Source organism: Brachybacterium sp. SYSU DS0246 (genome assembly GCF_059391765.1).
Map to the genome: position 1 here is coordinate 23,624 of NZ_JBZXYT010000035.1, position 12,800 is coordinate 36,423.

The window sequence follows — 12,800 nt, forward strand, 5'->3', positions numbered from 1 at the left end:
GGGTCTCCTCCCTTCACAGTTCCTGGGCGAAGCGCCGCTTGGAGCGCTCGAACACGATGGTGCCGAGGACGAAGACGGCCCCTGCGATCAGCAGTCCGGCCCACCACAGCCCGTAGGGCTCCCCGGGCGTGACCAGGGTCGGATCCGTGGGCACCTTGAGCACGACGGGCTCGCTGTAGCGCCAGAACGCGGTGTGGAACAGCTCGACCACGATCGTCAGGGGGTTCAGCTGGTACAGCCACCACCAGATCGTGCCGTCGATCGATTCCTGGACCATGGAGATCCGATACAGCACCGGCGAGAGCCAGGTGGCGACCATGACCACGAGGTCCACGAAGTTCTCGACGTCCCGGAAGGCGGCGTTCAGGGCAGCGGTGATCATGCCCAGTCCCATCGTGAACACCAGCAGGGTGATCATGCCGACTCCGAAGGCGACCGCGGAGGTGAACGAGGGGATCCAGCCCATCAGCAGCGCGCCGACCACCAGCACCAGCAGCTGCGGGACGAAATGCACCAGCGCCACGATCATGCTCGACCAGGGGAACAGCTGGCTGGGCAGGTAGATCTTCGAGACCAGCGCCTGGTTGCCGGTGATCGAGCGCGTGGCGTTGCCGAACACCTCGCCGAAGAGGTTGATGACGACGATGCCGCTGAACAGGTACACGGCGTAGGCCGGGGTCCCCTTGGACAGCTGCAGGAACACCCCGAGCGCGATGTAGAACACGATGAACTGCACGGCGGGCTTCACGTAGCTCCACACCATGCCCAGCACGCTGCCGCGGTAGCGCACCCGAAGCTCCTTGCGCACCAGCAGCCGCAGCAGGAAGCGCTCGGTCAGCGGGTTCAGCCAGCCGGCGTCCTGCCCCGGCGCCCGCCACCCCTCGGCCTGCTCGGCGCGCGAGGGGACCTTCGCAGTGCGCGGTTCGACTGCGTCGTTCACGCCGTCGAGCCTCCGCTCGTCCCGGTTGTCTCCCGGCCGTCTGCGCGATCGATCTCGCGCACCGGCGCGGGGTTGTCCGCGAAGGTCTTCTCCCAGGCCTCGAAGCTGGTGATCGCCCCGCTGGCTTCCCGGTAGGCGCGCGCCAGGGCGTTCCAGCGACGGTGGAGCTCGACGTGCGCGCGGATCGCCTCGGCAAGCATCTCGCGCACCTGCTGCGGGCTGCGCTTGTACCAGGCGACCTGCGTGCCCTCGGCGTTCGAGACCAGTGCACTGTCGTAGGCCGACAGTCGCCACCACTTGGCGTCGAGGTGGGCGATCGCGGCCTGCGGGTTCTCATCGGCCCGCGGCTTGGGCGGCTTGATGAGCTGCTTGACCAGTGTCTTGGCCGTCCATGCGGGCAGCAGTACCCGGCGCGGCTCGGTGAAGGGCCGGCCCTTGCGCGGGGGCTTGTCGACGTGGACCGGCGGGTAGAGGTCCTGATCCTTCTTCGCGACCGCGTCGTCGAAGTCGGAGGCCATCGCGCGGATCTCGGGCAGCTTGGTGCCGATCGCCGGGTGCAGGGCGCCGGGGCCCTCGAGCACGTCCCGCTGAGCCATGAGGCGGCCGGCCTCGGTGTAGTACTGCATGGAGATCAGGTGCTTGACGTCCATGAACTGCGATTCCTTGATCACGCGGCCGCCACGCTCGTACGGCGAGTGCAGCAGGGCCGTGATCAGGCGGTTGCGCTCGTGGAAGTAGGCCTGCCAGCCGACGAGGTCGTCCTTGTCGACCCAGCTCATGTGCCACACGCCGGCGCCGGGCAGCGAGACCGTGGGGTATCCGGCCTTCTTGGCCCGCAGTCCGTACTCCGCGTCATCCCACTTGATGAACACCGGCAGGCTGAGCCCGATCGCGCGCACCGTCTCGGTGGGGATCAGGCAGCTCCACCAGCCGTTGTAGTCCACGTCGGCGCGGCGGTGCAGCCACGGGGTCGAGCGCAGCGGGGCGAGGGTGAAGTCGTGCCCCATCTCGCTGGAGGGGTTGGCCAGTGCGGGCTGGATGCGCCACGGATCGACGACCTCGCCGAAGGTGTGCAGCACCGAACGGTTGTTGAGGTCGAACATGTGCGCGCCGACGATCGTCGGCTTCGTCGCGAAGTCGGCGAACGTGGTCATCCGGATCAGGGACTCCGGTTCGATGACGATGTCGTCGTCGCAGTTGATGACGTAGGTCGAGGTGCCCGCGGTCGCGGCCTCGTACATCCCGCGGGAGAAGCCGCCGGAGCCGCCGATGTTGCCCTGCTCGATGATCTGCAGCTGCCCACCGAGGGATTCCTGGAGCGGGCCGAGCTCGTCGGGGTGGTCGGTGAGCCGGTCGGAGCCCTGGTCGACGACGTACATCACGTCCAGCAGGGCGCGCAGGTCCGGGTCCTCCGCGATCGTGCGGATGTTGTCCAGGCAGTACTCGACCTTGTTCATGGTGGTCATGGAGATCGAGAAGCTGCCCTCGGTGCGGGCGAGGTCGGCGTCGGCCGTCCACTGCGCCCCCATCACCGTGAGGTCCTCGCTGCCCGCGTAGGCGTCGAACCAGTACCAGCCGCCGTCGCCGAAGGCGGTCAGCGGCAGGTCGAAGACCTGGTCGCCGGCGCCGCTGACGGTGCGGGACTCATGGCGCTGGAGGGTTCCGCGCGCGGTCGAGCGCATCACCACCAGGTGGCCGGATCCGGCGGTGCGCACGGTCAGGCGGATCTTGCGCACCGGGGTCCAGCGACGCCAGTAGGCCGCGGGGAAGGCGTTGAAATAGGTGCCGAACGAGCGCATGGCATGGGCGGGGATCCGCACGGAGTGGCGGTCGTCCAGCTCGCTGATCTCGACCTGTGCGTGCGAGCCGAACCGCGAGCCGGAGGCCTCCTCCTGCCCGCCGGCGGTCCCGGCGTTGCCGCCGAGGCCGAACGAGCCGCCGGTGACGCCCGAGCGGGCGTCCTCCGCCTCGATGTACAGCGGGACGACGTCCGGGGACGCCTCGGCGGGCAGGATCACCCGTTGCAGCAGCCGCTGCGGGGCGACGCCGTCGCTGCTGGCTGCGGAGGCAGCGGCCTCCTGGTGCGGTGCAGCAGGGGCAGGGGTCGAATTCATGGTGCTCCTCGTCGGCGCTGGTGGGGTGCCCCGGCTCGGCGGGGCGGGCGGGTCACGCCCGCAGCAGGTCGGCCAGCTTGTTGTCGGCCATGGACAGGGCCGAGCCGATGGCCATGTGCATGTCCAGGTACTGATAAGTGCCCAGGCGGCCGCCGAACAGCGTGCGCGGCTCGGCGTCGGCCAGTTCCCGGTAGGCCAGCAGGGTCTCGCGGTCACCGCCGGAGTTGATCGGGTAGTACGGCTCGTCCCCGGACTCGGCGAAGCGGGAGTACTCGCGCTGGATCACGGTGCGATCGTCCGGGTAGTAGTCGCGCTCGGGGTGGAAGTGGCGCGGCTCGATGATCCGGGTGTAGGGAACCTCCGCGTCGGCGTAGTTCATCACCGAGGTGCCCTGGAAGTCGCCCACCTCGGGGTGCTCCGTCTCGAGGTCGATCGTGCGCCAGCCCAGCCGGCCCTGCTCGTAGTCGAAGTACCTGTCGATGGGGCCGGTGTAGACGACGGGGAGGTTCCCGCGGGTGGCGTCCTTGTTCAGCGGCTGCGAGGTGTCGAAGTAGTCGGTCTCCAGCTGCACCTCGATGTCGGGATGATCAGCCATCCGCTCCAGCCACGCCGTGTACCCCTGCGCCGGCAGGCCCTCGTACTTGTCATTGAAGTACCGGTTGTCGTACGTATAGCGCACGGGCAGGCGCGAGATGATGGAGGCGGGCAGGTCCTTGGGATCCGTCTGCCACTGCTTGCCCGTGTAGTTCTTGATGAACGCCTCGAACAGCGGCCGACCGATGAGGGAGACCCCCTTCTCGTCGAGGTTCTCGGGGTCCGTGCCGGCCAGCTCGCCGGCCTGCTCGGCGATCAGCGCCCGCGCCTCGCCGGGCGAGTAGGCGGCCTGGAAGAACTGGTTGATGGTGCCCAGGTTGATCGGCATCGGGTACACCACGCCGCGGTGGTTCGTGTACACCTTGTGCTGGTAGCCGGTGAACTCGGTGAACCCGTTCACGTAGTCCCACACGCGCGGGTTCGAGGTGTGGAACAGGTGGGCCCCGTACTTGTGCACCTCGATGCCCGTCTGCTCATCGGCCTCGGAGTAGGCGTTGCCACCGAGATGGGGACGGCGGTCGATGATGGTCACCTTCGCGCCGTGCTCGGCCACCGCGCGCTCGGCGATGGTCAGGCCGAACAGGCCCGAGCCGACGATGAGGAGATCAGGAGTCGACACAGAGGATCCTTTCGAAGCAGGCGGGAGGTCCGCCGGAGACCCGATCACAGTAGCGGAGCGGGCGGGGCGCCCGAGCACGCCGGCACGGCGCGTCGGACAGTGTGGGCACGCTCATCGTGGGTTCGTGCCGCGGGGTCATTCCTGGACCGCCTTCTCCACGAACTGGCGGTATCCCAGTCGCCGGGCCCATCCCGGCGCGAAACGGTAGGCGCCGCGCAGGGTGAGGTTGCGCAGGCACAGCGCGGGCGAGGTGACCTTGTCGGCGAGCAGCCGACGCTGCAGACGCACATCGCTCGAGAACAGCCGCCAGCCTCCACGGCGCGCGAACAGCTCGTCCTCGACCCGGTAGTCGACGACCACCTCGGAGAGGTTCGCCATCCTTGCCCCGCCCAGCATCATGCGCTCCCAGAGCCAGTAGTCCTCCAGCAGCGGCAGGTCGCGGTAGCCGCCGACGGCGAGCGCGACCGAGCGCCGCATCACTACGGTGGGGTGGTGGAAGGGACTGTGGTGGGGCATGTAGGCGACGATGTCGCGGTGCGTCAGCGGACGGGTGCGCAGCGGCCCCCGGCCGGGTGCGACCCGGTCGCTGAACTCCCGCATCGCGCCGCCGAGGAGGTCGAGCGGCTCGCACTCTCCCTCGTGGCCGTGAGGCGCGGAGCCCTCCATGCGCGGGATCTGCAGGGCGAACCGCTGGGGCTGGCAGAGATCGTCGGCGTCGGCCCGGGCGACGATCTCATGGGGCGAGGCCTCCAGCCCGTCCTGCAGCGCGGCCGCGACTCCGCGATGGGTCTCGTGGCGCAGCACCCGGGCGGGGCCGAACTCGCCGGATCCGACACGCTCGACGAGCCGCTCCAGCGCCGGAGGCAGCGGGCCGTCGACGCTGAGGATCAGCAGCTCCGGCCGGAGCTCCTGCTCGAGCGTCGCGGAGGCCAGGGCCAGCTCGACGCGCGCGGGCACATCGCGCCCCCACAGAGGCATCAGGACGGCGAAGGGCGGTGTCGCGGACGGGGAGGAGCTCACCGGCCGGCCGCCCGTTCGATGGCGCGGACGTCGGCCGCGATCTCCCCGTCGGCCTGCAGCACCACGGCGGTCGGGCGCGGCCCTCGGCGCAGCGCGGCCAGCAGTCCGCGGGTGCCGACTCCCAGCAGGTCGCCGCGGTGGCGCACGAGCTGTCCCGCCCATCCCAGCGCGGTGCGCCCGCCGTACAGGACCCGCTCCACGGGGGTGAAGGACCTGGTGCGCAGCAGCGCCCACAGCCGGTTGCGCACGTCGTAGTAGAAGCGGGAGCCCGGGTTGGCCTGGGCGTCCCCGAAGCGCACGGTGCGGTGCTCGACCACCGAGTCGCGCACGTGGAGGCCGCGGCCGTGGCGCAGCAGGCGGCCGGTGTGCTCGAAATCGTCGGACCAGATGAAGTAGTCCGCGTACGGGAGCCCGAGACGGCGCACGTCCTCACCGTTGAGCAGGGCCGAGACATAGCTCGCGGTGCGGATGGGATGGCCGCCCGCACGAGCCGCGTCGCGGCGCTCCTGCGCGCTCGCCCCCAGGCGCACGCGCTGACTGTTCATCGGGTGGTCGCGCCCGTCGGTCCAGACCGCGCGCGAGCTCAGCACGCTCAGCCGTACCGGGGAGGCCTCCAGCGCACCCAGCAGCGCGGAGAGCGCGCCGGGCCGCGGGATGGTGTCGTCATCCATCAGCCAGATCCACTGGGCTCCGTGGCGCGCCAGGGCGCGGGCGATCCCGGCCGCGAAGCCGCCCGCCCCACCGACGTTGCGCCGCAGGTGGACGACGTCGGCACCGATCGGGTGCTCGTCGGCCACCGTGCCGCTGAGATCGCTCGAGGCGTTGTCGATGACCACCACGGCATCGGGCCGGCGCTCCTGGGCCTCCAGGGCGTCCAGGCACGCGCGCAGCAGCTGCTCGCGGTTGTAGGTGACGACCACGGCGACGACCCGTGCTGTCGCGGCGTCGGGGTGAGCGGTCCCTGCTGACGGCATCTGGCCGCCTGCGGGTGCGGATGGGGTCACGTCGCCTCCTGCTGGTGAGCGTGGCCGCCTCGGCGGCGCGGGTCCCAGTGTACGGAGACCACGACTGGCCAGGACACCGGCCGGATGCCGGACGTGTGAAGGTTCGCGGAATGTTCTCGGGACATCGCGGGCATCGGTCCGACGGCACGGACGGGCGGGCGGCACGGCCCGCTACTCTGGCGGGCGCTATACGAGACACCAGCCGGGCCCCGGCCGGAGAGGAGACCGCTGTGAGCGATCAGGAGCCGCCCCGCTCCCCGCGACGCGGAGGACCCCGCAGACCTGCGGGCAGCCGCGCCCGCGCCGGAGGCAGCGCCCGCCCCGTGCCGCGACCCGGGAACGCGGAGCCGCGGAACGGAGGACCCGCTCCCACCCGGCCGCTGCCTCGCGCCGAGGAGCCTCGGCCCGGGCCGGGCCGGCCTGCAGGGTCGGCTGGCGCTCCCGTCCATCACCACGGACAGGGATACCGCGCTGCGGGGCAGGCCGGCGGTGGCGCCGATCCGGGCGGACCCGACGGCCCCGGCGGCCCTCCCCCACCGCCTCCCGGAGCGGGCCGCAGCCCCCGGCGCCGGTCGCGCGTGCCGCGGCCGATGCGGCTGGGTGCCACGCTGATCGTGCTCCTGCTGGTCATCGTGCTGGGCTGGGGAGCCGGCCTGGGATTGTGGGCCAACAGCCGCATCGAGCACATCGACGCCCTCTCGGAGGCCGAGAACACGCCCGGCACGACCTACCTGATCGCCGGCTCGGACCGGCGCGGCGGTGACGCGGTCGGCGACGACGGCACCGAGGGCGCCCGCACCGACACGATCATGCTGCTGCACAAGGCCCCGGGCGGGAACAGCTATCTCGTCTCCCTGCCCCGCGACACCCTGGTGGACATCCCCGGCCACGGGGGCTACAAGCTCAACGCCGCCTTCGCCTTCGGCGGGGCGTCGTTGCTGGTCGAGACCGTGGAGGAGTTCACGGGCCTGACCATCGACCATTACGTGGAGATCGGCTTCGACGGCGTCTCGGGGATGGTCGACGCCGTGGGACACGTGAACCTGTGCATCGATCAGGACGTCGAGGACGAGAAGTCCGGTCTGTCCATGACCGAGGGCTGCCACGACGTGGGCGGTGAGCAGGCGCTCGCCTTCGTGCGGGCCCGCTACTTCGACCCCACGGCCGACATCGGTCGCCAGCAGCGTCAGCAGCAGTTCGTCGGCGCGCTGATGGACCGCGCCACCTCGCCCTCGGTGCTGCTGAACCCGATCGCGCAGGTGCGCATGGCCGGGGCGGGCTCGGACGCCCTGATCACCAGCGAGGGCACCGGCATCTTCGCCGCTGGCCGCATGGCGCTGACGGCACGGAAGGCGATGAACGAGGGCACCACGCTGGCGATGCCGATCGAGGATCCGGAGTACCGGACGAACAACTCCGGGATCGCGATCCTCACGGACGACGACGACATCGCCGCGTTCTTCGACTCCATCGAGGACGGCTCGGCCGAGGCCCCCTCGGAGGGATAGGACGGGCTCGCGCGGAGACGTTCCCGCGGGGTCGCGGAGGCGTTCCCGCGGGAACGTCCCTGCGGCCCGCGCCGCGCTTCCCGCAGGTCAGCGGAAGAGCATGTCGATGACGATGTTCACGGAGTTCAGCATCGACTGGCCCTTGGACCGGGAGTAGTCGGTGTAGAGGATGTGCACCGGGTGCTCGCGCACCGTGAAGCCGTGGCGGCCGATCTCCTCGACGATCTCGGAGGCGTGGGCCATCCGGTTCTGCTCGATGGTGAGCTTCTCGCACGCCTCCCGGCCGATCACGCGCAGCCCGTTGTGCGCGTCGGTCAGGCGCACGCCGCTGGTGAGGTTCGAGTACCAGACCGCTCCCCGCAGCACCATCCGCTTCAGCAGTCCCGGCTGGGTGCGCGCGTCGAGGAAGCGGGAACCGAGCACGATGTCGACGCCCTCGGTCTCACGCATGGCGATCATCGAGGCGGCGTCATCGACCTGGTGCTGGCCGTCGGAGTCGAAGGTCACGACCTGCCGCATGCCCGGGTCCCTGAGCGCATAGTCGATGCCCGTCTTCAGCGCCGCTCCCTGACCCATGTTGTAGGGGTGGCGCACCACGGCGGCACCGGCCTCGGCCGCGATGGCGGCGGAGTCGTCCTGGCTGCCGTCGTCCACACAGACCACCAGCGGGTAGCGCATGCGCAGGTCACGGATCACGTCGCCGACGACCGCGCCCTCGTTGAACAGCGGGACGACGAACCAGGTGCTCTCGGCTCCCGGATCGGGCCCTTCGCGCTCGGGCTCGGACGTGCTCAAGGGCTCTCCTTCTGGGCTCCGCGCGGCCCGGATCTCGGGGCCGCGCGGACACTGCGGCTTCGACGACGTGACGGTGCGGGACTGACCTTCCCGGACGCCCGAGGAGGATACCCTGTCCCGGTGGGCCGCCGCCGGTGGCCGTCATCGCGTACACGGCGCCCCGTCGGCGCCGCAGGAGGAGGAATCGCCGTGAAGACAGCTGTCGTGGCACTGGGGAAGATCGGGCTGCCGCTGGCGGTGCAGTTCGCCGATGCAGGGCACGAGGTCATCGGCGTGGACACCAATCCCCGCCAGGTCGAGCTGATCAACCAGGCGAGAGAGCCGTTCCCGGGCGAGGCGCAGCTGCAGGAGAAGCTGAGCGAACTGGTCCCGGCGGGCCGGCTGCGGGCGACGACCGACTACGCCGAGGCGATCCCGCAGGCCGACGCCGTGGTGATCGTGGTACCGCTGTTCGTGAACGACGCCACGTGGGAGCCGGACTTCGGCTGGATGGACTCGGCCACCCGGTCCCTCGCGGAGCACATCACCCCCGGCACCCTCGTCTCCTACGAGACCACCCTGCCGGTGGGAACGCTGCGCACCCGCTTCACGCCCATGATCGAGCAGATCTCGGGCCTGACGGAGTCGAAGGACTTCTTCGCGGTCTTCTCCCCCGAGCGCGTGCTGACCGGCCGGGTCTTCGAGGACCTGCGCAAGTACCCCAAGCTGATCGGCGCGCTGTCCGCCGAGGGCACGAAGCGGGCCACGGAGTTCTACGAGTCCGCCCTCACCTTCGACGAGCGTCCCGACCTGGCACGTCCCAACGGGGTGTGGGACCTCGGCTCCCCCGAGGCCTCGGAGCTGGCGAAGCTCGCCGAGACCACCTACCGCGACGTGAACATCGCCCTGGCCAACGAGTTCGCCCTCTTCGCGCAGGACCACGGGATCGACGTCTACAAGGTGATCGAGGCCTCCAACTCCCAGCCCTACTCCCACATCCACCAGCCGGGCATCGCCGTCGGCGGGCACTGCATCCCCGTCTACCCGCGCCTGTACCTCTCGACCGATCCGAACGCGACCACCGTGCGCACCGCCCGCACCCTGAACGCGTCGGTGCCCTCGCACCTGGTCGAGCGTGCCGCGAACCTGCTGGGTTCGCTGCAGGGCCTGAAGGCCGTGGTGCTCGGCGCCTCGTACCGCACCGGGGTGAAGGAGACCGCGTTCTCCGGCGTGTTCCCCGTGGTCGAGGCGCTGCGTGAGCACGGCGCCGAGGTCGCCGTCCACGACACGTACTACGACGACGAGGAGCTCGCCGGATTCGGCTGGGCCCCGTACCACGTGGGCGAGAGCGCGGACCTGGTGATCGTGCAGACCAACCACGCCGAATACCGCGAGCTCTCCGCGGCCGACGTGCCCGGCATCAAGCTGATCGTCGACGGACGCAACATCACCACGGCCGAGAACTGGGCCGGCACCCCCCGCCTCGTCCTCGGCGACGGCTCCGCCTCCACCCACCGGCAGGACTCCTGACCCGATGGGTGAGCATGAGCTGATCCTCGCCCTCGGCCCCTCGCTCGGGGTCGGCAGCCGCACCTTCATCATCCAGCTCCTGCTGGTGCTGGGCATCGTGGTGATCGTCGCCTGGCTGTTCATGAAGCGCGGCGCGAAACAGCTCGCGGTGCGGCGCCTGCTGATCATCGCCTTCGCGATCTTCGCGGTGCTGACCGTCCTGTTCCCGGGCATGCTGAGCCGGGCTGCGAATCTGGTGGGGGTCGGCCGCGGGGCGGATCTGCTGCTCTATGCGACCGTCGTCGTCCTGCTCGGCTTCCTCGCCCTCCAGGAGGCCCGCACCAAGGCGGCGGAGAAGCGCACCACCTACCTCGCCCGGCGCCTCGCGATCGACGAGGCCGAGCCGGCGGCGGAGTACCGCGAGAGAGCCCTGCACCGGCCCGAGGGGTGACCGGTCTGCTGTCCGTGCTCGCCCTCATCGCTGCGATCCTCGTCGTCCTGGCGGCGGCGTACCTGCCCGGGTACGCCGCCGTCCGGATGCTCGACGGCTCCCGCCTGATCGCCCTCGCCCTCGCGCCTGCCCTGGCCGCTGCGATCGCCGGCGTCAGCGCCGTCGCCGCGTCCCTGGTCGGGCTGCGCTGGTCACTGCTGCCCTTCCTGCTCGGCGCCCTCGTCCTCGCCGCCGCGGCCTACGGCCTGCGCCGGCTCGATGTCCGGTTGCCAGCGACGATCCTGGACGGCCGGCTGTCCCCCCGACGCGCGGTGCCCGGCGGGGCCGCCTGGCTGACCGGCGCCGTCGCCGTCGCGGTGGTGCCGATCGCGCGCCAGGCGGGACGGCCCGACGCGATCCTCGAGCGGTGGGACACCCTCTACCATCTCTCGGCCCTGCAGCGGATCCGCGAGACGGGCGATGCCTCCAGCCTCCACGTCGGCGCGGTCTCGAACACGACCGGCGATCCGACGTTCTACCCGGCGGCCTTCCACGCCCTCGCCGCCCTGGTGCCCGGCGTGGGAACCCCCACGCTGCTGAACGCCACCGTGCTCGCGCTCGCGGTTGCTCCCTGGATCTTGGGCATCGCGCTGCTGGCTCGCTCCCTGTTCCCGAGCACCCCGTGGGCCCCGTTCGCCGCGGCGATGGCGGCGGCGCTGATCCCGGCCACCCCGCTGGACCTGTGGATCCACCTCTCCCCCATCCCGAACCTCTCGGGATTCGCCGCCCTGCCGGGAGCGCTGGCGGCCGCTGCCGCGCTGTGGGGTGCGCTGCTGGAACGCCCCGCCCTCCGCCCCGTACTGGCCTCGCTCCTCGCCGTCGGCCTCGCGGGCGCCGGACTGGGGATCATGCACCCCAATGTCGCGGTCACGGCGCTGATCCTGCTCGCGGTGCTGACCACCGTGACCGGCCTGCCCTCGTGGAGAGCCCGTCCGGCACTGATCGCCGTGCCCGTGCTCGCTCTGCTGCCGGTGGTGCTGCTCTCCTACACCCCGCTGGGCTCGCACGTGACCGGGTTCAACGGCGGCCTCGCGGTGGTGTGGTGGAGGGCGCTGGGCGAGATCCTGCTGGGTCTGCTGACCGTGTGGCCGATGGCTCTCGGCGCGGTGCTCGCCCTGCTGTGGTGGCCGGGCCTGGTCGTCTCACTGCGCTCCCGGCCGCACCGCTGGCTCGCCGTCGCCTGGATCGTCGTCGCGGTGATCTATCTCGACGCGGCACTGGATTCCCCGCTGAACCTCTCTGCGCTGTACTACCGCGGCCAGGACCGCATCTCCATGCCGCTGGCCATGCTCTCGGCCGTCCTGGTGGTCCCGGGGCTGCAGGCATGGGCGCGCCTGCTGGCTCCCTCCGCCGATCGACGCCGGCAGCCCGGGGCGTCCCGGCCCGTGGCCCTCGTGCTGATCGTCGCCGCGGTGATCGCAGCACTCGCCTCGATCCCGGCCCGCAGCGACAACGCCGCCAAGAACCTGGCCGCGGACTATCCCGGCCGCGGCCGCTTCCTGCAGCCCGACGAGCGCGCCCTGTTCGAGCAGCATGTCCCGCAGATGGACCAGGACGGCACGGTGCTGGCCAGTCCGTTCTCCGGCGCCGCCCACCTGTACGCCATGTTCGGCCAGGACGTCCGCCTGCCCGTGGCCGGCATGGCATACACGGACCTGGATCGGGATCTCATCTACGCGACGGAGAACGCCGCCACGGACCCGGCCGACTGCCGGCTGCTCGAGGAGAACGGCATCACGTACGTCTATCAGGAGCGCCTGCCCTACAACCGGCACAAGACCTCCGACTCGGTCAACTATGCGGGGATGGACCTCGGCGCCGTGCTGTTCACGACCGAGCACTCGACCATGATCGAGATCGACTGCGACCCCGGGGACGGCAGCTATGACCCGGCCTGACCCGCCCCCAGCCACCGCCCCACCGGTCACAGGTGCCGCCCGCCGGTATTCGCCGCTGCTGGACGTGATCCGGATCGTCGCGGTGATCGGCGTGATCTGCGTGCACGTGATCGCCGATCACCTCGACGGTGAGGGGCGGGTGGCTATCCATGTGGTCCGAGCGCTGCTGGCCACGACGGTGCCCGCCTTCATCATGATCTCCGGCGCCCTGAACCTGGCGCCGGCGGCCATGCGCCACGGCTCCGGCCGGTTCCTCGGCCGGAGACTGCGCCGACTGCTGCCGGCGACAGTGGTGTGGACCGCCTTCTATGCCCTGATCATGGGGACCCT

Annotated in this window: 11 protein-coding genes; 5 read left to right on the top strand and 6 right to left on the bottom strand. The window is 70.8% G+C overall.

From position 1 onward, the window contains the following. Positions 1-13: 13 nt before the first annotated feature. The 5 genes from AC5020_RS14830 to AC5020_RS14850 form a co-directional block, all read right to left on the bottom strand. The gene (locus AC5020_RS14830) at positions 14-940 is read right to left on the bottom strand and encodes an ABC transporter permease (RefSeq protein ID WP_464988832.1); all 927 of its coding nucleotides are present in this window, start codon (positions 938-940) and stop codon (positions 14-16) included. Beyond that, positions 937-3,054 carry a glycosyltransferase gene (locus tag AC5020_RS14835; RefSeq protein ID WP_464988833.1) on the bottom strand — a complete coding sequence of 706 codons (2,118 nt, stop codon included), beginning with the start codon at positions 3,052-3,054 and terminating at the stop codon, positions 937-939. Before AC5020_RS14835 ends, AC5020_RS14830 begins: the two co-directional genes overlap by 4 nt. Positions 3,055-3,106: 52 nt before the next feature. Beyond that, positions 3,107-4,267, bottom strand: a complete 1,161-nt coding sequence (glf, locus tag AC5020_RS14840; protein ID WP_464988834.1) for a UDP-galactopyranose mutase — start codon at positions 4,265-4,267, stop codon at positions 3,107-3,109. 135 nt (positions 4,268-4,402) lie between these two features. Further along, the gene (locus AC5020_RS14845; RefSeq protein ID WP_464988835.1) at positions 4,403-5,245 is read right to left on the bottom strand and encodes a glycosyltransferase; all 843 of its coding nucleotides are present in this window, start codon (positions 5,243-5,245) and stop codon (positions 4,403-4,405) included. 38 nt (positions 5,246-5,283) lie between these two features. Further along, complete coding sequence (locus AC5020_RS14850) at positions 5,284-6,291, bottom strand: glycosyltransferase (RefSeq protein ID WP_464988836.1); 1,008 nt, start codon at positions 6,289-6,291, stop codon at positions 5,284-5,286. Positions 6,292-6,881: 590 nt separating this feature from the next. Between AC5020_RS14850 and AC5020_RS14855 the strand changes: the two genes are divergently transcribed. Further along, on the top strand, positions 6,882-7,799 hold the full coding sequence (locus tag AC5020_RS14855) for an LCP family protein (RefSeq protein WP_464988837.1): 918 nt from the start codon (positions 6,882-6,884) through the stop codon (positions 7,797-7,799). An 87-nt stretch (positions 7,800-7,886) separates the two neighbouring features. On the opposite strand, the gene AC5020_RS14860 is transcribed toward AC5020_RS14855, so the two are convergent. Continuing rightward, entirely contained in the window at positions 7,887-8,594 is a 708-nt protein-coding gene (locus AC5020_RS14860) for a glycosyltransferase family 2 protein (RefSeq protein ID WP_464988838.1), read from the bottom strand. A gap of 189 nt (positions 8,595-8,783) precedes the next feature. Here AC5020_RS14860 and AC5020_RS14865 point away from each other — a divergent pair, with 189 nt between their 5' ends. From AC5020_RS14865 to AC5020_RS14880, 4 genes are all read left to right on the top strand, one after another. Continuing rightward, positions 8,784-10,103 carry a nucleotide sugar dehydrogenase gene (locus AC5020_RS14865; protein WP_464988839.1) on the top strand — a complete coding sequence of 440 codons (1,320 nt, stop codon included), beginning with the start codon at positions 8,784-8,786 and terminating at the stop codon, positions 10,101-10,103. A 4-nt stretch (positions 10,104-10,107) separates the two neighbouring features. After that, positions 10,108-10,533 carry a DUF2304 domain-containing protein gene (locus tag AC5020_RS14870; RefSeq protein ID WP_377019824.1) on the top strand — a complete coding sequence of 142 codons (426 nt, stop codon included), beginning with the start codon at positions 10,108-10,110 and terminating at the stop codon, positions 10,531-10,533. Next, entirely contained in the window at positions 10,530-12,470 is a 1,941-nt protein-coding gene (locus AC5020_RS14875) for a DUF6541 family protein (protein ID WP_464988840.1), read from the top strand. The genes AC5020_RS14870 and AC5020_RS14875 overlap by 4 nt, the downstream gene beginning before the upstream one ends. Beyond that, the coding region (locus AC5020_RS14880; protein WP_464988841.1) for an acyltransferase family protein at positions 12,457-12,800 on the top strand (344 nt) is incomplete at its 3' end. The genes AC5020_RS14875 and AC5020_RS14880, both read left to right, overlap by 14 nt.